This is a genomic window from Enterococcus sp. 3H8_DIV0648 (assembly GCF_002140655.1).
Taxonomy (GTDB): Bacteria; Bacillota; Bacilli; order Lactobacillales; family Enterococcaceae; genus Enterococcus_A; species Enterococcus_A hulanensis.
The window spans coordinates 2707042-2730470 of sequence record NZ_NGLG01000001.1; the positions used below are offsets into that span (position 1 = coordinate 2707042).

Genomic DNA, 23429 nt, shown 5'->3' on the forward strand with positions numbered 1-23429 from the left:
CTGAACTCCTTAGTCTACCAATTTTTGGTGTTTTTCTAATAATTCTGCGGTTAATTCGTCTGGGAACACTTTCTGATCCTTCGCTACTTGTTCCGAGTTAACCGTTTCTCCTTCGTATAACGCACTAGGGTAAATCTTCAATAAATCCTTGCGGCCTTTTTCTAAGATCAGGTTCAACATTTTTTCTGCTTCTGGATTCGTCTTTTCCCCTTTATCAACCACCGCCAGAGATTCCGTCAACGTGTAAGTCCCCTCTGATGGCTCAACAAAATCAATCGGCAACCCGTCCTGTTTATCTTTGACTGCCTGATGCCGCAGTCCAAAACCAATCGCGACTTCTCCTAGGCGAACCTTTTTCAAAGGACCAGAACCAGAACTTTCTAGGTGATCCCCGGCATTTTTATAGATTCCTTTTAAGATCGTTTTGGCTTCAGCTTCTCCATAGCTGTCAACCAAGCCTTGGAACAATAACCATGCGGTAGAAGATTGCTTGATATCCGAGATGGATATCGCATCTTTGTATTTAGGGTCTGCTAAATCTTTTAGACTTGTAGGAACCGGCAGCTTCAGTTCGTTTAAAACATCCGTATTGTAAAAAATCGTTCCTTCTTGTACCGTGAAAGGCGCGGTATAGTCAGGAATCTTTGTCAATGAATCGACAGACAGGTCCAGCTTTTTAAACATCTTTTCCTTTTTTTGAGCACTATTTAAATAGAAGGTACTCATCGTCACTAAGTCAGCTTCGATATTTTCCCCCTCTGCTAGAAGTTTGCCGCCTAACTCCGACGTTCCAAAAGATTGCAGCGTGTATTTGCCTTTGTAGCCATTTTTGTCTAAAACATTCTTAATCACTTCCACCGGCTCTTCGTCGGCATTGGTGTAGATGGTGACTTTCTCGTTCGCCGCATTACTTTTGCCGCAGCCTCCTAATAATAGAAGGAACAGCAGACTACCTAGTAAAGCAACTAGTTTCCTTTTCTTCATTCATCATTCTCCTTTTTCAAATTAGTGGATTAATTTTTAAGCTTTTTTTCTTTGTACAATAGTAGTTACTTTTGTGTTTAGCTTTCTTTTCGCTTGTCGAACTGGTAAATATGAAACGGACATTTTTTTCAATAGTTGGGTAAGTCCCTGCATAATTAAATTGATTATTAGTAAGAACAACGAAAGCATGAAGATATCGTTAAAGCGGCCAAAGTGCTGCAGTTCCTTCAATTTGGCGGTAATAACCATCGTATTGGCGCTGGTTAAGAAAATCACCGCACTAATCGTGACCATCGAATTGAAAAAGTAATAGGCAAAAATATCTATGATCGTCACTCTAGAGTTGGGAATCAAAATTCGCCAGACTGTTTTTAACCAGCTGTCTCCCATTAATTTGGCGGTATTCTCCCAGTTCAAATTCATTTTTTGCAATGCTTCTTTAGCCATCTGATAGGGTGTTGAAAAATAATGGACGATCGTCACAATAACTAAAACCAGCAAGGTGTTATGCAGCTGGCTGCCGCTAAATAGTAATAGATAGGCAACACCCAGAACCATTCCCGGAATCGAATTCGTGATCGTCGCGATACTGTCAATGATCTGGTTCACTTTATAGATTTTACGTTCTCTAGAAGTCAAAATCGCTGCCAAATAAGCAATGATCGTTCCAAGTCCAGCCGTCAATAACGCCATTAGCAAAGAATTTTTCAAAGTTAGAACCAAGCTGTCATCTTGGATAAACTGTGCAAAATTATTTAAGGTCGGTTTTAGGTCATACGGCCAATTCGTTACCATTGGAATAATAATCAAGACCGCAAATACTCCTAAAATAAACAGAGAGATACTGACAAAAAGCAGTCGGAAGCACCAATCCCTCACAGCATTCTTTTTGATTACTGCCTGCCGCGGCCGTTCGTAACGGACCACCTTCTTTTGCAAATGATTCAAGATCAAAATACTAATGATCGACGGCAGCAGCATTGTTAAAGCGACTAAAGAGCCAAATTGGAAGTTCGGAATCGTCCCCATAAAGCCTTCATATAGCAGTGTGGTAATAAAGGGTGTTTGACCACCCACTGCACTAGGAATCCCAAAATCGGTAAAGGACATGAAGAACCCCTGCAAAAAAGCCACTGCCAAAACCCGTGTCAATGGCGTCAAGATCGTCTTATAAAGCGAGCGATACCAGCTATCCCCCATCAAGCGAGAAACGATGAATAACTGCGTATCCAAATATTTCATCGAGTTGTTGATCAAAATAAAAATCGGCGGCAGCGTATAAATGATAAATCCCAATAAAATACCAATGGAGCCATAGATGTGGAACAATTCCTGTTGAAAAACCTTGCTCCATAATCCCTGCCTGCCAAAGGCATAAATGAGGACAAATCCATAAGTGATCGTTGGTAAAAGCATCGGAAAATGCAGGATGCTCTCATTCAGCTTCAAAAATCTCCGATTGATTCGCGTAAAATTATTCCCATAAGCGAGTAAAAAGCCTAGGACCGTCGAACAGCTAGTTGCGGCCAGCGAATATTTCAAGCTATTGCTAAAGGAAATCCGCCAATCGTGATTAAAGATATCCAGACTAGCTCTATCTGTTTGCGAAAAAGCTGTCAGGATGATTTGAATGATCGGATAAGCTAAAAACAGAAAGAAGAATGCCAATACGATCCAGCTGATCAGCTTTTTCAATGAAACTGTGATTCTCATGATGCCGCTCTTTTCATTGATTGTTGAAAAATTTGCTGAATGTTATGCTGTTTGATCGCTAATTGATTGACGATAAATTCTTCGACGAAATGGCATGAAGCTTGGCTCATGATCTCAATCGGCGAACTGCACTGCGCAATTTTCCCTTCATCAAGAACGACGATTTTGTCAGACATCGTCAGGGCTTCTTCGGGATCATGAGTAACGATCACAATCGTTAGATGCAGTTTGCGCGCAATCTCTTGGATTTTTTCTTTGATCGATTCTTTGATGACCCCATCTAAGGCGCTCAATGGTTCATCTAATAAAAGCAGCTGCGGCTTCATCACCAGTGTTCGGCCAAGAGCGACCCGCTGTTTTTGACCGCCTGATAATTGATGGATTGGTTTTTCTAAATGTTTTTCCAAATTCAACAATTCGATCAACTCGTCTACCTCTGCTTTAGTCGAACATTCTTTATTATTGCGCAATCCATATGTCAGGTTTTGATAAGCCGTCAAATTCGGAAACAGCGCATAGTCTTGAAAGACAATGTTGAACGGCCGCTTCTCCATCAGCGTGTGGGTAATATTACTTCCATTAAAGAAAATCTCGCCTCCGCTAGGTTCTTCTAAACCTAAAATCAGATTCAGCAAAGTTGTTTTCCCCGAACCAGATTGACCCAAGATAGAAACGATCTCGCCAGACGCAATTTCCAAATTGATATTTTCCAGCACCGTCGTCTCTTGAAATTTTTTCGTGATGTTTTCGAGTTTTAGCACACTTATTTCCCCTTTTTTCGTAATAAGGAGCCCATTTCGCCAATACTTGTTGAAAGCAAAAAGCGACTAGCACATCGACATCCTTTGATAAAAAGTATACCGATGCAGTGTAAAGACACGATCAAGTTTGTGCAAAGTTAAAATAAAGATTGTTATGGTTGTGTAAAGAATGTTAATTATTGCACATGGCTTTAGAAAAAATCGGTCGAAAAATTTCAAAGCAGCTTATTGGAAAACTTTCAGCTCATAATCGTTGCGCCCGCAACATTTTTCTTTTATACTGGTATGTGCTTGTTTAATGAGAAATACCGAGGAGGATTTTTTTAGATGGATTCTTTTGTTAAAATGGTCAATCGCATCTCACGACTGTCGGCTTTGTACCGCGAAAAGGAGTTTAAGAAGCTGGGCTTAGGGGAGATGCACCACGCGTATATCCTAAGTGTCTGTGCTGAACCAGGGATTTCGCAAGAGGAATTAGCCTGCAGGATATTCATCAATAAAAGCAATGTCGCACGTCAATTAGCTCAGTTGGAACAAAAGGGCTTCATCATTCGCCAAAGCGATCAAAAGGATGCCCGGCGGTTAAGAATTTTTCCGACAGACAAATCCTTGGCGCTGGAAACAGAAATTCGTTCGATTTTAGCGAATTGGAACCAAACGTTGTTAGCTGAAATTCCGGCTGAACAGCAAGAAGCCGTCTTGTCTGGTTTACAGACCATCATGGAAAAGGCCGAAACAGAAATGTGCGGAGGAAAATAAAGCCTTCAAAGGTTTTTATGAACTGATACAGAATCAAACAACTATGTGAGGAGCAAAAATGAAATTAATAATTAACTACCTGAAGCCCTATCGTTCTCGGGTAACGTTAGGCGTGATCATTAAATTTTTAGGAACCATGATGGAATTGGTTCTTCCATGGAACTTGGCTTATATCCTTGACCAAGTCATCCCGCAAAAAGATCCCAAGAAGATTCTTTTTTGGGGCGGTGTGATGCTGGTGGCTTCTGCCTTTGCTTTATGGGCAAATATCGTCGCCAATCGGATGGTCTCACGGATCGCAAAGGATACGACCGAGCACATTCGTGGGGATCTCTTCCATAAAATTACTTATTTGGATACTACGCAGATTGAAGATGTCGGAGTGTCCTCTCTAGTTTCACGTGTAACATCTGACACCTACAATATCCATTTGACCTTGGGAGTTATGATGCGGATGGGGATTCGCGCACCGATCCTTTTAGTCGGCGGAATATTGATTACCACCACGTTGGACCCGATTTTGACATTAGTTTTAGTCGCAATCATGCCGATCGTCTTCGTGATGGTGACACATATTTCTAAAAAGGGCGTCCCACTCTTCGGCAAGCTGCAAAAGCAAGTCGATCAGCTCGTTTTGACGGTACGGGAAAATGTGACCGGATCACGAGTGATCAAAGCCTTATCCAAAGAAGCCTACGAGCGTCAACGCTTCGAAAACGTCAATCAGTCGTTAGTAAATGCTGAAACAACCGCAAATGTTACGCTGGCTGCTTCCCCTGCTTTGTTGGATCTATTTTTAAACTTAGGTCTGACATTAGTGATCGTCGTCAGTGCCTATCGAGTAAATGCTGGCTTAACACAACCGGGCGTCATCGTGGCTTTCTTGACTTACTTCACGATTATTTTGAATGCGATGCTTTCCATTACGCGGATATTCGTCTTGTATTCTCGCGGTCTGGCTTCGGCTAATCGGATCAATGAAGTTTTACGCAAGAAACCGACACTAGTTCCCGGAGCCATCGATCAAAGAAAACCAACTTCTACAAAATTGGTTTTTGATGATGTTACCTTTGCCTATCCTGACGGCGGGCCGGCGATTGAAAATATTAGTTTCAGCGTTAAGCCCGGTGAAACCTTAGGGATCATGGGGGCTACCGGCAGCGGAAAAACCACGATCGCCAGTTTGATTTTGCGTTTATACGATCGAACCGCTGGGCAGATATTATTCGACGGGCAAGAGATCAAACATTACTCGCTGGATGCTCTGCACCAAAGAATCGGTGCGGTTTTGCAAAAGGATGTGCTTTTTGCTGATACGATTCGGGAGAATATTTTATTTGGCCGCACATTTTCTGAGGAACAACTTCAGCAGGCAATTGACGATGCGCAGGCTCGCGAGTTTATCGATAAATTAGCGGATGGCCTCGAGCATCATTTGGAAGCCAAAGGTCAAAATCTTAGCGGCGGACAAAAGCAGCGGGTGCTGCTGGCGCGGGCACTGATCGGTCAACCGGATTTGCTGATTTTAGATGATTCTTCTAGTGCGTTGGATTACCACACTGATGCCAATTTGCGAAAAGCGCTGCGAACACATTTTGTTGATACAACAAAAATTTTGATCGCTCAACGGGTCAGCTCAATTCAACATGCGGATAAAATTTTATTGTTGGATAAGGGCAAAATGATCGGCTACGGTACGCATGATGAATTGTTAGCCGCAAATCCAACCTATCAAGAAATTTACCAAGGACAGACGGGAGGGCAAGTCATTGAAGAATAACGATTCACGCCGAGGCACGCTGCTCCGTTTGTGGGGATATTTGTACCATTTCAAGTGGCTGCTGTTTTTAGCCGTGATCCTGACGATCGCCAGCAATTTATTTGCGTTAGTCGGTCCACTGCTGTCTGGTTACGCCATCGACGCGATCCAGATTGGTAAAGGCAACGTCGCCTTCCAAAAAGTTTTCTTCTATTGTAGTTTGATGGTGGGCTTCTATTTAGCCTCTGCAATTCTCAGCTACGGGATCAGCCGCTTGATGATCTACTTGAGTCAAAAAATTGCCTTTCGTTTACGGAAGGATCTATTTAACAAAATCGTTTCGCTGCCGGTCGGTTATTTTGACCAGCATCAAACTGGGGATATCGTCAGCCGTATGAGCTACGACATCGACACGATCAATACTTCTTTAGCGAGTGATTCGGTGCAGGTCCTAAGCAGTTTAGTAACGATCATTGGATCTTTTGTCATGATGCTGGTGATCTCGCCATTAATGGTGACGATCTTTTTAGTGACAGTACCGGCTTCGATTTTATTGACGCGCTTTTTGACCAATAAGTTCCAGCCCTTATTCCGGAAACGTTCGGCTAAGCTGGGTGAATTGAACGGGTTAACAGAGGAGCTCTTATCTGGGGAACAAACGACCAAGGTTTATCATCAGGAAGAAACCATGATTTCTCGCTTCGGCAAGAAAAACGAAGAAGCAATGAATGCGTATTACAATGCGGAATACTACGGCAGTATGACCGGACCTTCTGTTAACTTCATCAACAATGTGTCACTATCATTGATCAGTATTTTAGGTGCCTTTTTATTCTTGTATGGTCACCTAACATTAGGGAAGCTTTCCTCTTTCGTCTTATATTCACGGAAATTTTCTGGTCCGATCAATGAGCTGGCAAATATTTTCAGCGACCTGCAATCTTCTATCGCAGCGGCTGAACGAATCTTCAAGCTATTGGATGAAGAACCAGAAGTCCAAGATGTGCCGGATGCTCATGTCTTTGAAAAAGCCCACGGAGATATTCGCTTTGACCATGTCTCTTTCAGCTATCAAAGAAAACAGCCGGTGATCAAAGATTTATCCTTTGATATTCCTGCCGGCAGCGTCGTGGCCATCGTTGGTCCGACTGGTGCAGGAAAAACCACCATCGTTAATTTATTGATGCGTTTTTACGATCCTGATAGTGGCGCGATCTACTTGGATGAACAAAATATCAAAGAAGCGACGCGCGCTAGCTTGCGCAAGCAATACGCGATGGTCTTGCAGGATACGTGGCTCTTTACTGGGACGATCTTTGAAAATCTGACCTACGGAAATGAAACGGCCACTTTAGAAGATGTCATTAGAGCGACCAAAGCCGCCCACATCCATGATTTCATCGCGCAATTGCCAAAAGGCTATGACACCGTGATGACGGAAGATGGCTTAGCGATCTCTCAAGGGCAAAAGCAATTACTGACGATTGCTCGAGCAATGCTTTTAAATGCCGAGCTCTTGATTCTTGATGAAGCCACGTCAAATGTTGATACGCAAACAGAATTGCTGATCCAAGAGGCTATGGGAAAATTGATGGTGAATAAAACCTCCTTCATTATCGCCCACCGCCTTTCAACGATCCGTGAAGCTGATTTGATTCTGGTCGTCAATGACGGAAATATCGTCGAGCAAGGAACCCATACAGAATTATTAGCGAAGCAAGGGCGTTATTATGAACTGCATCAAGCCCAATTTGAAAATTAAAAACCAGAGTATCCACGATTTCTTCGTAGATACTCTGGTTTTATTTTGTCTTTTCGGCAATTTGTTGAACAACTTCTGCAAAGCGCTCACGCTCATTGATCCATGGATTATGCCCTGAATGCTCAAACCAAATAATTTCCTTCTCCGGCGCTGCCAGCTTGTCATAATAATCTTCAGCTAAACTTCGCGGCGCATTCAGATCATGCTTTCCTAATAAAAAATAAACCGGAATATCTAGCTTAGCATAATCCTTTCGCAAATCAATCTCATACAGCTGCGGATAGACTTGATTGAAGGTTTGCAGGATGCCGCGAAGATAATTGACCTTATCCAGTATGCCGTACTCTTTTGCCGAAAGATCACGTATCGTTTGAAAGCCTGGATTTTGAATCTCAGGATTACGTGCCATGCGTTGGCTCAAGTAATTCAGATAGACTGCACTCTTGGTAGTGACCGACTTGCCATAATAAGGCGGTGTCCCATTTTTTCGCAGAGAGTCCACGATCTTTTGATCCCCGTTTTCTTTTGCCAACTTCATCGCTAAGGCATAATCGATTTTTTCTGTCTCTTCAAAGGCCACCATCTGTCCAGTCCCCATAAACGCATGATATAACTCAGGCTGCTCCTTTGCCATGAAGATTCCCAGCGCGCTACCCCAAGATTCGCCAACCAAATACACTTTTTCTTGTCGGAATTCCTTTAACAATGAGCGGACAAGTGCGGTTCCATCCTGCACATAAATCTCAGGTGTCAGCTGCTTTTTCGGGATCGCCGAATAGGATTTCCCTGACCCCGGCTGTTCCCAATTAACCACGACAAAATCCTTCTCCAGTTCTGCCAGCTCATAACGTGTGGCTGCCAGCTGCGAGCCGCCGGGTCCACCTGCTAAAAATAAAAGCAGCGGCTTATTCCGATTTTCTCCCCGAATGCTGACCCACTCTTTGCGGCCGTTCAACTGAACTTTTCTCAGCTCCGCAATACTATTTTCTTTAGCAATTTTCGGTGTAGCTGCCATAAGCTGACTAAAAGCTATTAAGATTATTCCTAACACAACGAGAATCAACATACCCAAAGCTCCTTTTTTAATTCCTTTTGTAGCGAATATCGTCTCTCTTCCCCGCAATCGCTTAAAAAGGAAAACGAACAATCGGATCAGCAATACTAAACCAATCAAAACAGCTAACAACAAAACAAAGATAAATACACCCACTATCAACAAAAGAACCCCTCCTTCATTTTTGACCATCGTTCAACAATTTCATCATAACAACTTTTTGAACGATGGTCAACTTCTTGTGGTATACTATTTTCGGAGGTGGAGTCGATGAGCAAACGAGAATTGATCTTGGACGCCTTGCAGGAATTACTCTATGAAGGAACAGCAGGCACGGCTTCGGTTCAAGACATTGCAAGTAAAGCGGGGATCGCAAAAGGCGGACTCTATTACTATTTCAAAAGTAAAGAAGAGGTGCTGGATGCTTTGGTCGAACGCCAATATAGCAACGTCATCGAAACTTGCCGAGCAAAATTAGCTGAGATCGATGCACCTGCTTCAGAAAAAATAAAATTATTGCTTTATTTCTATCGCAGCACCGCTGTTGATCGCGCGCTTGATGTTGCCTTACATGAACCGCAAAATGCCGCGATCCATCAAAAATCCAACGCCTTCATCATGCAGCAGCTTGCACCGATCGTTAGCGAAATCTTTCAACAAGGCGTTGACGAAAAAATCTTTATCTGCGAACAGCCTGAGCAAACAGCAGAAATACTGCTTTCGCCCATTATTTTTTTACTTGATCCCGGTTTATTCACTTGGACTGATGAAGAAGTTCAGTTGAAATTAAAAGCATTGGCGCAAATGCTCGAAGCCAGTCTTCAAGCACCTGCGGGTTCATTTGATTTTCTTTACGAAAACTGGATAAAACAAAGTTTAAAAATAAAATAGGTTGAAGGCCACGGCCTTCAACCTATTAACTGTTCAGCATATTTTCGACGATTTCTTTACCTAAAAATGTTTTCTCACCTAATTCATCTACGGTCATTCCCTCTGCCGCCAATCGTTTCACCATGACGGTCAGATCTTCACCGACTTGGATTACATGCTTATCGGGATCGTAGAAACAGGCAACCTTTTGTCCCCATTCCATCGTTGCGACGTCTCGCAAGAATTCTAATCCCTCTCCTTTAGTTCGTTCAATGAAGGCGTCAAAATCCTTCGTCTCAAAATAGAATTCCACTGTATTATTTTTATAGTTGAATATCTCTTTGTCACAACCGGTAAAGCGAATCCACGATTCCTCCGTTTGCAGCGATAAGCCCCCATTAAACGTCACATTTTCACCAAAATCAGAAATAATATCTACTTCTAAAAATTTTCGATAGAACGCTTTTGACCGTTCCATATCTTTTACTACCAGCATTGGTCCGCGATATTCCATTCAATCCCTCCATTTTTTAAAGCGTTTACATTATTGTTTACTATATCACAAAAGGGTTGTTTCGTGTTTGGAAAAATTAACAAAAAACTTGGAGCCGAAAGACTCCAAGTGTTAAAAATTATTTTGCTTCTATATAAGTCAGTTTTTTCCCCGTCATTTCTTCATAGTCATTAACCATGATATCCCATGCTTTAGCGAAGAGGCTGTTCTTCGGTACGCATACGATCCAACTATACTTTTTACTCCCTAACTAGTCGTACTTGCAAGATTTTCTTTTTGAGCAAAGTAAACTGGGAAAAGTTGGACTCGCAGCTACCTCGACTTCACTGATTGTATTTTTCTAAAAAACAGAAAAATACTTTTATTTTCGGTGCGCATACCATTCCACTAAACTACTCGGTATCTAGTTTAGTGTGAAATAGTTAGTTTCGATCGACTAATATTTACAAACTGGGAAAAGTGGAACTGGCAAATAAGCGTGAGACTTTTTTTCGTCTCACGCTTGTTTGTATTTTATTCAATTACCAGCCGCCTGATGCGCCGCCACCGCCGGATGAACCGCCGCCGAAGCCGCCCCAAGAGGAGCCGCCGCCACCTGATCTGCTGTCATTATCCCAATTGCTGGAATTATAATTCGACGCCAAGTACGCTGTCGTTAATACATCGCCGTTACCAGAATATAAGGTATCGCCGATCAGTATACGGCCGAACATTTTCTTTTCAGCCGAAGGATTTCTTAGCAATCTTCCTTGAATGATTGCCCGTTTGATTCCTTTTACAGACATCCCGATCAATAAGCCGCTTAACAAAATTTGGTAAAGCTCTGTGTGTTTAATTTTCCGTTGAAACTCTTCTTCACCGGTGATAGAGGCTGTTTCTGACTGATATTTTTTGTAGTTCTCTTTTAGGAAAACGCGTGCTCGTAAAAGGTTGACTACTAATAACAGACTGACAAAGAACAGCAGGCCTAAAACTACCACACCGGTCCAGTGAAAGAACATCAGCTGTGTCCGTGAACTCTTGACCTTTTTGATCTGCGAATCTACCAAGGCCGTCTTCGTATTCATGATCGCGAACACTTCATCCAAGACCTGATTGACACCCTTGTCGTACTCTTCATCCTTGAAGGCTTCTACCACATCATCGTCATTAATGATGTCATCTGCCTTCCCGTCAGGAATCAGACCTTCCAAGCCATAACCTACTTCCAAACGAAATTCTCGTTCGTCTAAAGCAACCAAGTACAAGACACCATTGTTTTCATTCTTATCACCGATCCCCAATTGATTAAAGATCATATTGGCATAAGATTCGATATCTTCTCCTCGAGGCAATTCTGGAATTGTGACCACTACAAACTGTGCGCCGTTAGTGCTTGCGGCTAATTGTTTGTTTAACTGATAAATTTTCTCCTTTGTCTTCTGACTAAGCATCTTGGCGTTATCAGATACAAAGATATTATTTTTATTGATGGTCAAATGACCGTCGGAGCCTTCGATCGCCACATCATAATTATTGGCTTTTTTAGGATATTCCTTCAAATTCGCCAAATTATCATTCATCGTCTTTTTGAAGGATTGATTAACCGTGACTTTTTTACCAGACAAAATATCTTCTCGTTCTTGGTCTAAAGTGGTCAGCTGTTGATCGTAAACCTCTTTTTTTTCGTTGTAGCTGTTACTTGTAAAGAGATTGAACAATCCGAATCCGCTGACCAGCATCACAACCACTAAAATTATGGAAAAGCCCCCATTGCGTTTGCGTACCTTACGATAATTCTCAACGACCTCTTGATGGAGCTGTTTCCCTGAAGTACGCTGTTCCCTTTTCATCTTCCTCACCCATTCTTATTCAAAGCTGACATCTGGCACTTCTTTTGCCTTATCGTCGGCTTTGAAGTTCGCCTTTTTCTCAAAGCCTAAAACTTTCGCTGCCATGTTTTTAGGGAAACGAACCAGGCTTTGATTGTAATCATTGACCTGTTCGATATAGTTTTTCCGTTCAACTGAAATGCGGTTTTCTGTACCTTCCAGCTGCACCATCAACGTTTTGACATTTTCATTTGAAGCCAGTGTCGGATAATTTTCCTGAATAACATTTACCATTGTGCCTAAGCTTTGTTCGATTTGATTATTCGCGTCATTTTTCTCAGCCGGTGTCTTCGCGCTATTGTAAGCCTTCCGCGCATCGGTAATTTCTTTGACGATCTTTTCCTCATGATTCATGCTGCCTTTAACACTGTTCACCAGATTTGGAATCAAGTCTGCCCGCCGCTGCATCACATTTTCCACTTGCGACCATTTTGCATCCACGTTGTTTTCTGCTGAAGCCAATGAGTTGTATGTCGTTATTAAATATGCTCCGATTGCCAGAGCGATGACGACAATCCCAACAATGATACCTGAACCTCTTCGTTTCATTTCTATCCCAACCTTTTTTCTGATTTTTTTATTCTTTGTGGTTGAGCTAATTATAGCACTCGGGGAAACCTGCACCTCAGACTTTCGACCGATATTTGAGTTAGGTGGTTGACAGATAATTTCGCTGAATTTTTTCCTTCATATATAGAGATTGAAAAAAGCCTTCAAACTTTTTTTTAAGAAGTTTGAAAGCTTTTTGGGTTTTTAGCTAAAATGGACAGGTCGTGCTTCGATGTAGCCGCGATAGCCTTGGGGTTCCAACTGGATGCGTGGCGCGTCATTTTCCGCCCACTGGCAATTATTTAACTTAGGATCATAATGATTGATCTGCTCAATCACTGCATTGATCGCTTCGTCAAATCGTGCTTCATCATAAGGATCTCCTTGAAACAGCAGCATCGTACAAGCAGGCAAATTGATCATTTCAAATCCTTCAGGAATGATCCCTTGATAATCAACGGGGACTTCGACTCCTTGCGCATACCTTGATGTTCCGGCTGGCCGCATCGTCTCAGGCAGCCACAATCCTACCGGTTCATACAACGCTTCCTTGATACTTGCAAGAATGCCCCACACATCGCAGCCTGCCTCGCGGGCATATTCGATATAGCTTTCTGCTTTCTTTCCTCGTAAGAGAATCAGCTTGCGAGCGGGAAAATTAATTAGACGTACATGGAGATTTTTCGATATTGGCGGCAAATCAGCATGCTTTTCTCCCATTAAATAATAGCTTTCGACAGGATACGGGGTGAACAGTGGAATCGGCGGTGTCTTTTTTTGATAGCTTTTGGGAGTGACACCAAATTGTTTGCGAAACGCTCGAGTAAATCCTTCATGAGAATCAAAGACAAAATCCAAGGCCACATCGATCACCCGCAGCTGCTCATCTCGCAAAACCAAAGCCGCCTTCGATAAACGTAATTTGCGAATGTATTCGAACGGTGATTTATCCGTGTACTCTTTAAACATTTTGGCACAATGCCACGGCGAATAGCCCGCTTGCTGCGCTAACGCATGCAGGGTGATCTCCTCAGCTAAGTTTTCTTCTATATATGTCTGCATCCGAGTGACTGCCGCCGCGTGATCTAAATTTGCCATAATTTCCCTCCAATTTTTTCTTACTATGTATACTCGATCCACCAAATCATCACAAGGAAGGTCAAGAAATGCTTTCCAGCCTCTCCTATAATTAGGTTATCAGTTAGCGAGAGGTCAGTCCAACGTTATTAAGCTGATCGATCCAAAAATACTGAATCAAAAATGGTATACGGATGGAAAATCAAATTTATTATGAAGAAGGATGCCAGTCCAACTTTTCACAGTTTTATAAGAAATGAGAGAGGGAAAATAAGCTTATCTGAATTACGTCACAAGAATCTAGTTGGATGGTATACGGATGGAAAATCGAACTTATTTTTCCCGAACTTGGAAAAATAAATTCTTTATTATGAAGAAGGAGTGGAAAAAAATGAAAAGTATCAAAAAGAGTGTAGCAGGTCATATGGAAAAATTGTGTCAGGAAATCGGGCCGCGCGCGACAGGTTCAGCTGGAAATAAACTCGCGGTGGATTACGCTGCGGAGAAATTTCGTTTGTTAGGGTTTGATGTTCAGTTACAGGAATTTCCGTGTATGAATTGGCAAAATGACGGGGCAGAGCTTATTGTAGATGGTCAAGCAGTCGAAGTAGAAGCGGCGGAATATGCGATGCCTTGCGATGTTCGCGGAGAAATGATCTGCGTACAAACGATTCAAGAGCTGCAAGCAGCCGATTTAGCCGATAAGATTTGCGTGATGTACGGTGATTTGTGTAAAGAACCGATCATGCCGAAAAGTATGGTCTTTTGGAATCCGGAAGAGCACCAAGCAATCATTCGCGAACTGGAACAAAAACAACCGCTGGCGGTCATTACAGTGAGCTTCCTTGAAGAAGTAGCGGTACCAATCATTCAAGACGGTGATTTCACTGTTCCATGTGGAACAGTGAAGGGTAAATTTTTGCCTTCGTTAATAAATAAAAAGAACGCCGCCCTTCGACTATTCACTGAACGTAGAGCCGCCGTCGCAGCAAACGTGATCGCCACTTACGGCAAAGGAAAGAAGCTCGCTTATTCAGCACACATCGATACCAAGCCTACCACACCGGGAGCGTTAGATAACGGAACAGGTGTCGCAACGCTGCTAACCTTAGCCGAACAATTGGTTGGAACAAAGTTGAATCATCAGCTTGAATTTGTTTTGTTCAATGGCGAAGATTACTATTCGATGCCGGGAGAAATGACCTTTATGGCTCAATCGTTAAATCAGCCGGAAGAATATGAATTTGCCATTAATGTAGATGGTGCCGGAATGCAAAACAGCTCCACCTCCTATTCTCTCTATGAATGCTCCGAACAATTGAGCGCACAGTTAGACACGTTTTCCAAAGCTTATCCGACTGTCGAAAAAGTCGAACCTTGGCCGATGGGCGATCATATGTTGTTTGCAGGAGCGGGTATCCCGGCAGCTGCCATCACTTCCACACAAATCTACTTACTGATGGAAGCAGTCATGCACACACCGAAAGATAATCTATCGATCGTTGATTTCCAACGCTTAGAAGAAACCGTTCAATATTTAGTTGAGCTGACTAAATATTTAAATTAAAAAGGAAAAAGCAGTCTACCGATTTTCGCAGACTGCTCTTTTTACGTTCAAATCTTCCTCTTTATTACTCACTCCACTCACAAATAAACTCAGCGCATTTTTCGATATCCTCGGAAGAGCCGGACTTGCGCCGAATCAAATAAAAATTTCGCTTGTAGCTCTCATCCAGTCGTTGATGGGCGATCCCTTCTGCTGCACGCTCTGAAATCAACGAACAGCCGAAGCCTTGTTTCAACAGCCCCACAATAACTTCATTGTTTTGGATCTCCATGACCGGACCATCAATATCCTTTTCTTCCAAAAAACGCTTTGTATAGTAATAAACGCCGGAAGTATTTTCCCGTACCAGCCACGGTCCTTTTTCCGTATCGCCTGCCAAGACCAGCTGATCCTCCATCAAAGAAAAACGTTTGATGTTAGGAGCAGACAAAGGCTTCTCGATAAACCCGATGTCCACGGTATGGTGCTCCAGCGCTTGTAAAACCTCTAAAGAATTCATCATCCGAACACTAAAGCGAATTTGCGGGAACTTCTGGTGCAGCTGGATCAAAAGTGACGGCAAAACGTAATTGGCAAATGTGTGGGAAGCGCCGATCACACAGCGAATGATCTGCTGCTGTTTTGTTTGGACGGCCTGATACAGCTTATCCCAATCATCCATCAAATCCACGACACGTTCATAAAGAATCTCCGCTTGCGGTGTCACCAGCACTTCTTTGCGCCCGCTGCGGATAAATAATTGGGTGCCAAATTCATTTTCCAATTGCTTGATTTGCGAGGAGACGGTTGGCTGGGAAACAAATAAAATTTCCGAAGCCTTCGAAAAATTTTTCGTTTCATATACTACCTTGAAGGTTTCTAGCCACTTAAACATCGTAATCACTTCCATTATCTTTTTCTATCTAAGGTATTATATCAATAAATTATAATAATGAAAGTTATCGGTTATAATTTGTTTTGCAAATGAAAGGGCCATGAAAAACGTTGACCCTTTTAGTGAGAAACATCTTTTAATAACGTTCGGTATAAAAACGTGAACAATCAAAAGAAACCATCAACTAGAAAGAGGTCGAACTATGTTTACCAATTTTTACACAAAAGCCAAACCGATATTGCCGGGGCTGGGATTATCTGTCGGCGTGGCAATCTTAGCGAAATTATTGGCGTTGCTAGTACCCAAATTAGGCGGAGCCACTTTAGCCATTCTATTAGGGATCATTTTAGGAAACACGCTATTCAAGCAGCCGGCTTTAGCAGTCGGTACCAAATTTTCAGAAAGTCGTTTGTTGGAATATTCCGTCGTCCTGCTAGGTTTTACCGTAACCTTCCAAACAATCGGTGAAATGGGGATCAAAGGGCTGATTTTCATTTTATTAATGATGACAACCGTAATCGCAGGTGCTTATTGGATCGGCCGCAAGCTGGGCTTCAATGAAAAAATGTCCATGATGATGGCGGGCGGAAATGCCGTTTGCGGATCATCAGCGATCGGCGCGATTGCTCCTTCCATCGAAGCAAACGATGAGGAAAAGGGACAGATCATTACCCTTGTTAATCTGCTGGGAACAATCATGATGCTGACGCTTCCTTTTTTAGGCATCGCTTTATTCGGCGATGCGCTATTAAGTAAAAGTGCATTGCTTGGCGGAACCCTGCAATCCGTCGGCCAAGTCGTTGCCGGTGCCAGCTTGGTCAATCCAGAAACCGTCAAATATGCGATGCTGTTCAAGATTACTCGCATCATTTTTTTAGTGGTCGTCGTCTTTGTCTTTGAACGCAAAGCGCAGCGTGACGGCATCGTAACAAAAACAGGATCGAAGAAAAAATTCCCGATCCCTTGGTATGTCACTTGTTTTTTGATTTTCTGCATCATCAATAGTTTCTTTACCTTACCCGCACTTTTCAGTGACGGCGCTCATTTTGTCAGCACATGGTTTGAAACGACTGCCTTAGCCGCGATTGGATTGCGCTTAGACTTCCGGAAATTCTTGAAGGAAGGTCCCCGCTTTTTACTTTACGGTTTTTCTGTCGGAGCTGTTCAAACGATTGCGGCGCTGGTGTTTATTTTTATTTTGCATATCTAAAATTAGAAGGAAACAATTCGGGTTCCGTGTGCCTCTGACAGCTTTAATGTAGTAAGCAACTCGTCCACATTATCAAAACGGATTCCCGCTCCTGGCAAAATAATGATTCGCTCGTTCGCATACGAAATCAATTTTAATACATGCGGAGCCGTTTCGAAAATTGGTTTTTCACCGCTCCCACCATGCGTTAGGATACGGTCCACACCATTTTCAGCTAACCAATCAATGGCTCGATATTGATTCTCCTCACTTAGTTCATCAAAAGCCATGTGAAAAGTAACTGACAGATTTCCGGCTTGATCCAATAGTGCTCGAATGAGGTTTTCATCTAACCAATGGTCTTTTAAACAACCAAAAACAATGCCGTCTGCCTTCAATTCTTTGCATATTTTCACATCAGCAAGCATGATCGCAGCTTCCGCTTCATTATATTCAAAGTCTCCGCCTCTGGGTCTGATCATGACCATGGTGGGGACATTTTTTTCCTTAGCATAAGAAAGGGTCTGCTTTATTACACCATAGCTGGGGGTTGTTCCGCCTTCTGCGAGATTATCACAAAGCTCAATTCTGCCGGCACCAGCAGCGATCGCTTGGGGAATATGTTCAAAATTCTCGGCGCAGTATTCTTTGATTACTCTCTTTTTACTCATATCAAAATCTCCTATCCTAGATCGCGTTATCGTTGAGTGCTTCAAGCAGGCGATCCATTCCTTTGACTAAAATCTCACTTGGACAACCAAAATTTACCCGAATGTACTTTCCATCAATCTCTTTAAAAATCGTTCCTTCATGCACATCGATGCAGTACTTTTCTTTTAATATTGTCCTGATTTCATCCGAATCAGCACATGGACTATCCAATATCTTTATCCACGCCAGATACGAGCCTTCAGATCTGATTAATTCAGCTCGTTCGATATCGGCAAAAATTGTTTCAAGATAGTGATAATTTTCTGATAAAACTTCAATTAGGCTTTCCAACCAGCTAAGCGCCTTCTCTGGGTTTCTATAAAGACAGTCCAGCGTCTCTATGGCAAATAAATCTAAGTCGTTCAAGCCATTTCGTTTAAAGGCTTCTTCTAATTGCTTTTTTATAGCAGGATTTTTCGTAACGACATACGAAGCCTTAATCCCCGCAACATTAAATGATTTTGCTGGCGAAGAAAGTACGATCAGCTTTTCCACAGGACGGCAATTTCGTAAAACCGAGTTGAATGAATATTCATTGAATACAAGGTCGCCATGAATCTCATCCGCTATCAGATATAACTCTCTGCTCTGCACCAGTTCCTTGATTTCATCTAGTTCAGTCCTATTCCAAACGCGCCCGACCGGATTATGCGGATTGCATAGAACAATTGCTTCTACCTGCTGGTCCTCATTCACGATTTGTTTTACCTTTTTAAAATCGATCTGATGACTGTTATCAACATGCAGAAGCGGTATTTCGATCACTTCTACCCCGCTTTTTTGGGCAATAGTTATCAACGGTGGATAACTCGGTGTAAAGACTATTATTTTTCCACCTGTTGATAAGCACGTTTCAATGATTATCCGATAACTGTGTAAAACACTTGTGGAAAAAAGAAGATCTTCCTTCTTCACGTCACAGTCGTATTGCGCTTTATACCATTGGCAAATTCCCTGATTTACCTCCTGCGGAATATCCGTATATCCGAAATAATTATCCTGAGCCCTAGAAATTAAATGCTCCGTTAAAAACTCAGGGGATGGGAAATCCATATCCGCGATCCAAAAGGGCAGGATATCTTTTTCACCATAACGCGACCACTTTTTCGAATGGGTTTTCTTTCTAACCTTTGCTACTGTTTCCATTTTATGCTCCTATCTGTTAATTGGATATTCGCAAATGCGAACCAACTAACATTCTAAAAAAGCCTTAAACTTGAAGAATCAAGTTCAAGGCCCCATTTTTTAAATATGGAAGATCCGATCAGCATATTTATCTTCGATCGCTAGATTTCGTTCATGTCCGCCATCAACATTTGCACTCATATATACAGGCGGTTCGAAGCCTTTTTCTACCATGATTTTAATTGCTTCAAACATTGTTTGTTGTAAAAGCAAGGTTGCAGCAAACGAAGAGGTGCCGCAAACTTTTGTATCCAAACCTTCGATTTCTAATGCTGCATCGCCAAAACCAGAATGATTATCCAACACCACATCCGCAAATTCATATAGCATTTTTCCGCTAGGATGACGTGAAGTCGTCGCCTTCGAGATATCTAAAGCAGTAAGAACGATCAGTTTGTTTCCGCGTTTTTTAACTTCCTCCGCAATTTCGATCGCCATAGGATTTCTTCCTGAGTTTGAGATCAAAAAGAAGATATCATTAGGATTAACCATAACCTTATGCATCAGTGTTTTCCCAACACCTTCACATTGTTCGTACATCCCGCCCGCTGGGTCCATGATCGCCTTTGATGTGATCAATCCACCGGCACGCCCGCTGATTTCAATTGCTGCGGCATAAGAGTGTCCGCTGCCAAAGGCTTGGGTAATCCCGCCATTCATAATTCCCTCAGCCACAATTTGAGCCGCCTTTGAAATATTTTCTCCTTCATTTTCTTCGAGAACTTTTGTAATTCGTTTGCATTCTTCAAAAAATTCTAATGTCATTTCTGATTCTCCTTCTTCCTACTGATATATTAATTTTCTAACCTGCTGAAGCAGGGAGTAAAACTGATCTCCGGACTGAGCTAAGTCTCTTTATCCTAAAATCTTAAGATTATAAAATACAATCGACAGCGCCATTACTAGTAAAATAGCTTTTGTCGAAGTCATCCCTTTTTTACCTAACAGCCAATAAACTAACGCGACTAGACAAGCTGGAATCAAAGCTGGCATGATCTGATCTAAGATCTCTTGCAGCTTCATTGTCACTTCGCCGGATTTATAGACGAAGGAGACATTCGCTGTAATAACTGTAGGAATAAGTGCTCCTACTACCGTAACTCCCAGTAAAATCGCCGCATCTGTCAGCGCGTTCAGTTTATCACTGAATTCATTTACTAATTTGAGACCCTGCTTATATCCAAATGGCAGAAACGTAAGTCGGGCGATACATACCGCAGTATTTACCAGCAGCCAAATAATGACACCGGTCACATTCCCCTTTTGCCCCATGTAGGCAGCAATCGATCCTAAAACGGTAGGAAGCAAAACACCAAATATCGTATCCCCTACACCTGCGAAAGGTCCCATCAAACCAGTTTTGATCCCAGTAATAACTTCTTTTGATTCAAAGCCCTCTTGCTCTTCGATCGCCAGATCTATTCCGACAATGAAATGGCCCATCATTGGATTACAATTGAAGAATTGATTATGAGTTTCCAGCATTTCTTGAAGCTCTTCTTTATTGTCTCCATATTTCTTTTCTAAAAACGGCAACATCGTATAGAGATAACCAGTAGACATCATACGTTCATAATTCCAACAAATTTGGCTTCCTAACAACCAGCGGTAACTAGCGCGAAAAAGATCTTTTTTGGTGATTATATTATTCTTCATATTCTCCATCTTCATAGCCCCCTATAGTTAGATTCGTATTGGCAGCAGCAACAGGTGCCGCTTCTGCTTTCTTGTCCTCACCAACCTTGCGATTGAAATGATTGATCGCTAAAGCTAGTCCAACCATAGCAACCCCTAGCATCGGCACTTTCAAATAGGCGGCGCAGAAGAAACCAGCGATTAAATAGGCAATATATTTATTCGTAGGAAGATATTTCAATAAAACTGCGATCCCAACTACAGGAAGCAAGCCCCCAGCTACCCTAAGACCTCCCATCAACCAATCAGGCATATCATTTACGATCACATCTACAACTTTTTGGCCGAAAATAAGCATGATGCCGACTGGAATCGCGCGTGATAATCCCCAAGGAAACATTCCCAGCACCGTATTTCTAGCGATCCCTTTAGTATTCAAGTCTTCAATGTTCTTGTCGATTCTATGAAGAAAGAACGTGTTGGCAAATCTTGCCAATACATCTAATTGAACCATCAAAAGACCTACTGGAACTGCTATGGCTAAGGCAAATTCAATCCCTTTTCCAGAGACATGCGCAAGCGCAGTCCCGACTATCGCACCAGTCGTAAAGTCTGGGACGGAAGCGCCTCCATAAGTTCCCACACCAAGAACCATCAACTGCAAAGTTGCCCCGATCGTTAGACCTAAAGTAACGTCACCAACAATAAATCCTGCAATTGTTCCAACGATAACTGGAAATTGCATACCAATAACTAAAGTTAAATTATCTAAGATACAAAAGAATGAAAAGATAATTAAGATAGCAATTTGCCAAGTAGCTAATTCCATATTAATCCCCCTCCTTTAATAGTTTCATGAAGCTGCTCTTATCTTCATTGGGTACCATTTGTGCTACTAGCTTCACACCTTTCTCATTCAAATAATTAAATGATTCGATATTTTCAGGTGTGACACCGATTGATTTCGCCACTTGCTTTGAACCCTTCTTCGCGGACATGTTTCCTACATTTACTTCAGCCAGTTCCACACCGCTATCCACTAGTTCAACGAGCGTCTCAGGATTTTTTACAATCAGAAAAACCTTTTGATTATCGTATTGTCCATCCTTTATTCTTGCAGAAGCACCCTTTGTCGTTAAAATACTGAGCTTAACTGAATTAGGCTTAGCCATCTTAAGAACGTCTTTTTCCATCTCATTTTTGACAACCTCATTATCAACGACCATAATTCGATTAGCCTTTAAATGATTCGTCCACATTGTTGCTACTTGACCATGGATCAAGCGTTCATCGATTCGAACATTAACAATCATTTTCTCCGCCTCCTTTTCTACAGCTCTTTTATAGAATCCTTCGCATCTGCTAAACTCTTTTCGCTATCTTTCTCCATAACTAAACTCAGGAGCATGGATAAATTCAAGCCAGTGAAAACACGCACGCCTTCATTGCTTTTTCTGGTTAACAATGCCGCGTTCGCAGGACTGCCCCCAGGTATATCGCAGTATATCGATACGCCATCTGCAGCCGCTGCAATTCGTTCATTGTATCGTTCGATAATATCAGTGACAGACATGTCTTCTGTAAAATCAACCGTGTAGATATTTTCCTGTTTACCTGCGATCATTTCCAAACTGTTTTTGAGCGTTTCGCCGTACTTCCCATGTCCGCATAAAATAATCATTTTTCTGCCCTCCTATACTGATGTCACAGTAATGTCAAAGTAACTATACTTCTTATACGAAAGAATAAATTCAATTAATTTGTTGTCGGTTGAGTATGTTTTTTGTGTCATAAGAACTACCGGTTCTTCTCCAGAAATCTTGAGTAATTCTTTGATTTTATCTGATACAGGGAATAAAATTTTGAAATTTTCTTCGAATCGATTATTAAACAAGTTAATATTTCGCTTTTCACGAACAGTGTCGTAAATCGATTTTAGTTGTTCCTTCGAAGCCCCTTGAATATAGTTGGAATCCATATAAGTGACGGTCAATTGAATAGGATCGTTTCCGGCATACTTTAAGCGAGTGATTTCTTGAACTTCAATGCCTTCTTCAAATTCACCGATGATTTCAGAAGTCGATTCATTTTTCACAGAAATAACTTCTGTGCGTTCATCACTACGATCAAAATATTTGTAATCATTCTCAAAATATCTGACAGCGGTCCCTCTAAGCGCCTTAGTCACAAAAGTCCCTTTTCCTTGAACCCGATAAACATAGCCTTCTGAAACAAGTTCATTGAGAGCTTTTACTACCGTCGTAGAGCTGACATTGTACTTGCTTTTCAATTCTGCTTCGCTGGAAATCTTTTGTCCCGGCTGAAATTCCTTTGAAAGAATGCGTTTAACGATATCCTGTTTTATCTCTTCATATTTTGATATGGCCATAATGATCCTCCTTTTATAACTTAACACGTTAACCTGTTAACCTGTCTCTTATACACATCTAGATGTGTATAAGAGACAGCCTGTTAACACCTTGATATTAGCATCCTAAAATAATATATGCAAGCGTTTTCTACAAAATATTTGTTTTTCTTTTATCAAAAGTAAAAATAAATTCCTTTTATTCCATTATAAAAAGCCTCCCAAAT

The 23429-nt window shown here is 41.9% G+C and carries 23 protein-coding genes; 6 read left to right on the forward strand and 17 right to left on the reverse strand.

The genetic code is table 11. From position 1 onward, the window contains the following. Window positions 1–9: 9 nt before the first annotated feature. The 3 genes from A5875_RS12455 to A5875_RS12465 are packed head-to-tail and all read right to left on the reverse strand — an operon-like array spanning window position 10 to window position 3458. A complete protein-coding gene (locus A5875_RS12455; protein ID WP_088933896.1) occupies window positions 10–984 on the reverse strand; it encodes an extracellular solute-binding protein in 975 nt (324 codons plus the stop codon). A 36-nt stretch (window positions 985–1020) separates the two neighbouring features. Continuing rightward, window positions 1021–2697 carry an ABC transporter permease subunit gene (locus A5875_RS12460; protein WP_088933897.1) on the reverse strand — a complete coding sequence of 559 codons (1677 nt, stop codon included), beginning with the start codon at window positions 2695–2697 and terminating at the stop codon, window positions 1021–1023. Then, window positions 2694–3458, reverse strand: a complete 765-nt coding sequence (locus tag A5875_RS12465; protein ID WP_088933898.1) for an ABC transporter ATP-binding protein — start codon at window positions 3456–3458, stop codon at window positions 2694–2696. Before A5875_RS12465 ends, A5875_RS12460 begins: the two co-directional genes overlap by 4 nt. Window positions 3459–3785: 327 nt before the next feature. Here A5875_RS12465 and A5875_RS12470 point away from each other — a divergent pair, with 327 nt between their 5' ends. From A5875_RS12470 to A5875_RS12480, 3 genes are read left to right on the forward strand one after another with little or no spacing between them, the layout of a single operon-like run. Then, window positions 3786–4217 carry a MarR family winged helix-turn-helix transcriptional regulator gene (locus tag A5875_RS12470; protein ID WP_088933899.1) on the forward strand — a complete coding sequence of 144 codons (432 nt, stop codon included), beginning with the start codon at window positions 3786–3788 and terminating at the stop codon, window positions 4215–4217. 58 nt (window positions 4218–4275) lie between these two features. Further along, entirely contained in the window at window positions 4276–5997 is a 1722-nt protein-coding gene (locus A5875_RS12475) for an ABC transporter ATP-binding protein (protein WP_088933900.1), read from the forward strand. Continuing rightward, a complete protein-coding gene (locus A5875_RS12480) occupies window positions 5987–7738 on the forward strand; it encodes an ABC transporter ATP-binding protein (protein WP_088933901.1) in 1752 nt (583 codons plus the stop codon). The genes A5875_RS12475 and A5875_RS12480 overlap by 11 nt, the downstream gene beginning before the upstream one ends. 40 nt (window positions 7739–7778) lie before the next feature. Here A5875_RS12480 and A5875_RS12485 read toward each other — a convergent pair whose 3' ends face one another. Beyond that, complete coding sequence (locus A5875_RS12485) at window positions 7779–8948, reverse strand: alpha/beta fold hydrolase (protein ID WP_254911899.1); 1170 nt, start codon at window positions 8946–8948, stop codon at window positions 7779–7781. A gap of 114 nt (window positions 8949–9062) precedes the next feature. Here A5875_RS12485 and A5875_RS12490 point away from each other — a divergent pair, with 114 nt between their 5' ends. Then, entirely contained in the window at window positions 9063–9683 is a 621-nt protein-coding gene (locus tag A5875_RS12490; RefSeq protein WP_088933903.1) for a TetR/AcrR family transcriptional regulator, read from the forward strand. Between the two features lie 25 nt (window positions 9684–9708). Here A5875_RS12490 and A5875_RS12495 read toward each other — a convergent pair whose 3' ends face one another. The 4 genes from A5875_RS12495 to A5875_RS12510 form a co-directional block, all read right to left on the reverse strand. After that, window positions 9709–10176: a VOC family protein gene (locus A5875_RS12495; RefSeq protein ID WP_088933904.1), complete on the reverse strand. Its 468-nt coding sequence runs from the start codon at window positions 10174–10176 to the stop codon at window positions 9709–9711. Between the two features lie 521 nt (window positions 10177–10697). Then, window positions 10698–12008 carry a TPM domain-containing protein gene (locus A5875_RS12500; protein WP_088933905.1) on the reverse strand — a complete coding sequence of 437 codons (1311 nt, stop codon included), beginning with the start codon at window positions 12006–12008 and terminating at the stop codon, window positions 10698–10700. Window positions 12009–12023: 15 nt separating this feature from the next. Then, entirely contained in the window at window positions 12024–12596 is a 573-nt protein-coding gene (locus tag A5875_RS12505) for a LemA family protein (protein ID WP_088933906.1), read from the reverse strand. A 204-nt stretch (window positions 12597–12800) separates the two neighbouring features. Beyond that, the gene (locus A5875_RS12510) at window positions 12801–13694 is read right to left on the reverse strand and encodes an AraC family transcriptional regulator (protein ID WP_088933907.1); all 894 of its coding nucleotides are present in this window, start codon (window positions 13692–13694) and stop codon (window positions 12801–12803) included. Between the two features lie 370 nt (window positions 13695–14064). Between A5875_RS12510 and A5875_RS12515 the strand changes: the two genes are divergently transcribed. Continuing rightward, on the forward strand, window positions 14065–15240 hold the full coding sequence (locus A5875_RS12515; protein WP_088933908.1) for a M28 family metallopeptidase: 1176 nt from the start codon (window positions 14065–14067) through the stop codon (window positions 15238–15240). Window positions 15241–15304: 64 nt separating this feature from the next. Here A5875_RS12515 and A5875_RS12520 read toward each other — a convergent pair whose 3' ends face one another. Beyond that, window positions 15305–16114, reverse strand: coding sequence for a LysR family transcriptional regulator (locus tag A5875_RS12520; RefSeq protein ID WP_242551112.1), 810 nt, complete (start codon window positions 16112–16114; stop codon window positions 15305–15307). A 202-nt stretch (window positions 16115–16316) separates the two neighbouring features. Here A5875_RS12520 and A5875_RS12525 point away from each other — a divergent pair, with 202 nt between their 5' ends. Then, on the forward strand, window positions 16317–17324 hold the full coding sequence (locus A5875_RS12525; RefSeq protein WP_088933910.1) for a YeiH family protein: 1008 nt from the start codon (window positions 16317–16319) through the stop codon (window positions 17322–17324). Window positions 17325–17326: 2 nt separating this feature from the next. Here A5875_RS12525 and A5875_RS12530 read toward each other — a convergent pair whose 3' ends face one another. From A5875_RS12530 to A5875_RS12565, 8 genes are all read right to left on the reverse strand, one after another. Continuing rightward, the gene (locus A5875_RS12530; protein ID WP_088933911.1) at window positions 17327–17974 is read right to left on the reverse strand and encodes a copper homeostasis protein CutC; all 648 of its coding nucleotides are present in this window, start codon (window positions 17972–17974) and stop codon (window positions 17327–17329) included. Between the two features lie 16 nt (window positions 17975–17990). Further along, window positions 17991–19160 (reverse strand): MalY/PatB family protein, encoded by a 1170-nt coding sequence (locus tag A5875_RS12535; protein WP_088933912.1) that lies wholly within the window; start codon window positions 19158–19160, stop codon window positions 17991–17993. A gap of 99 nt (window positions 19161–19259) precedes the next feature. Further along, window positions 19260–19964, reverse strand: coding sequence for an SIS domain-containing protein (locus A5875_RS12540; RefSeq protein WP_088933913.1), 705 nt, complete (start codon window positions 19962–19964; stop codon window positions 19260–19262). A gap of 90 nt (window positions 19965–20054) precedes the next feature. After that, a complete protein-coding gene (locus A5875_RS12545) occupies window positions 20055–20870 on the reverse strand; it encodes a PTS system mannose/fructose/sorbose family transporter subunit IID (protein WP_390865374.1) in 816 nt (271 codons plus the stop codon). Further along, window positions 20845–21663: a PTS mannose/fructose/sorbose/N-acetylgalactosamine transporter subunit IIC gene (locus tag A5875_RS12550; protein ID WP_088933915.1), complete on the reverse strand. Its 819-nt coding sequence runs from the start codon at window positions 21661–21663 to the stop codon at window positions 20845–20847. The genes A5875_RS12545 and A5875_RS12550 overlap by 26 nt, the downstream gene beginning before the upstream one ends. Before the next feature lies 1 nt (window position 21664). Further along, window positions 21665–22147 carry a PTS sugar transporter subunit IIB gene (locus tag A5875_RS12555; protein WP_088933916.1) on the reverse strand — a complete coding sequence of 161 codons (483 nt, stop codon included), beginning with the start codon at window positions 22145–22147 and terminating at the stop codon, window positions 21665–21667. Window positions 22148–22164: 17 nt separating this feature from the next. After that, window positions 22165–22515 carry a PTS sugar transporter subunit IIA gene (locus tag A5875_RS12560; protein WP_088933917.1) on the reverse strand — a complete coding sequence of 117 codons (351 nt, stop codon included), beginning with the start codon at window positions 22513–22515 and terminating at the stop codon, window positions 22165–22167. A gap of 12 nt (window positions 22516–22527) precedes the next feature. Beyond that, complete coding sequence (locus tag A5875_RS12565; protein WP_088933918.1) at window positions 22528–23223, reverse strand: GntR family transcriptional regulator; 696 nt, start codon at window positions 23221–23223, stop codon at window positions 22528–22530. Window positions 23224–23429: the final 206 nt, after the last annotated feature.

Excerpts from the sequence above, each read along its gene's own strand:
- A5875_RS12455 (WP_088933896.1), bottom strand. The coding sequence starts at position 984 with ATGAAGAAAAGGAAACTAGTTGCTTTACTAGGTAGTCTGCTGTTCCTT.
- A5875_RS12460 (WP_088933897.1), bottom strand. The coding sequence starts at position 2,697 with ATGAGAATCACAGTTTCATTGAAAAAGCTGATCAGCTGGATCGTATTG.
- A5875_RS12470 (WP_088933899.1), top strand. The coding sequence starts at position 3,786 with ATGGATTCTTTTGTTAAAATGGTCAATCGCATCTCACGACTGTCGGCT.
- A5875_RS12475 (WP_088933900.1), top strand. The coding sequence starts at position 4,276 with ATGAAATTAATAATTAACTACCTGAAGCCCTATCGTTCTCGGGTAACG.
- A5875_RS12490 (WP_088933903.1), top strand. The coding sequence starts at position 9,063 with ATGAGCAAACGAGAATTGATCTTGGACGCCTTGCAGGAATTACTCTAT.
- A5875_RS12495 (WP_088933904.1), bottom strand. The coding sequence starts at position 10,176 with ATGGAATATCGCGGACCAATGCTGGTAGTAAAAGATATGGAACGGTCA.
- A5875_RS12500 (WP_088933905.1), bottom strand. The coding sequence starts at position 12,008 with ATGAAAAGGGAACAGCGTACTTCAGGGAAACAGCTCCATCAAGAGGTC.
- A5875_RS12505 (WP_088933906.1), bottom strand. The coding sequence starts at position 12,596 with ATGAAACGAAGAGGTTCAGGTATCATTGTTGGGATTGTCGTCATCGCT.
- A5875_RS12510 (WP_088933907.1), bottom strand. The coding sequence starts at position 13,694 with ATGGCAAATTTAGATCACGCGGCGGCAGTCACTCGGATGCAGACATAT.
- A5875_RS12515 (WP_088933908.1), top strand. The coding sequence starts at position 14,065 with ATGAAAAGTATCAAAAAGAGTGTAGCAGGTCATATGGAAAAATTGTGT.
- A5875_RS12520 (WP_242551112.1), bottom strand. The coding sequence starts at position 16,114 with ATGTTTAAGTGGCTAGAAACCTTCAAGGTAGTATATGAAACGAAAAAT.
- A5875_RS12525 (WP_088933910.1), top strand. The coding sequence starts at position 16,317 with ATGTTTACCAATTTTTACACAAAAGCCAAACCGATATTGCCGGGGCTG.
- A5875_RS12530 (WP_088933911.1), bottom strand. The coding sequence starts at position 17,974 with ATGAGTAAAAAGAGAGTAATCAAAGAATACTGCGCCGAGAATTTTGAA.
- A5875_RS12535 (WP_088933912.1), bottom strand. The coding sequence starts at position 19,160 with ATGGAAACAGTAGCAAAGGTTAGAAAGAAAACCCATTCGAAAAAGTGG.
- A5875_RS12540 (WP_088933913.1), bottom strand. The coding sequence starts at position 19,964 with ATGACATTAGAATTTTTTGAAGAATGCAAACGAATTACAAAAGTTCTC.
- A5875_RS12545 (WP_390865374.1), bottom strand. The coding sequence starts at position 20,870 with ATGAAGATGGAGAATATGAAGAATAATATAATCACCAAAAAAGATCTT.
- A5875_RS12550 (WP_088933915.1), bottom strand. The coding sequence starts at position 21,663 with ATGGAATTAGCTACTTGGCAAATTGCTATCTTAATTATCTTTTCATTC.
- A5875_RS12555 (WP_088933916.1), bottom strand. The coding sequence starts at position 22,147 with ATGATTGTTAATGTTCGAATCGATGAACGCTTGATCCATGGTCAAGTA.
- A5875_RS12560 (WP_088933917.1), bottom strand. The coding sequence starts at position 22,515 with ATGATTATTTTATGCGGACATGGGAAGTACGGCGAAACGCTCAAAAAC.
- A5875_RS12565 (WP_088933918.1), bottom strand. The coding sequence starts at position 23,223 with ATGGCCATATCAAAATATGAAGAGATAAAACAGGATATCGTTAAACGC.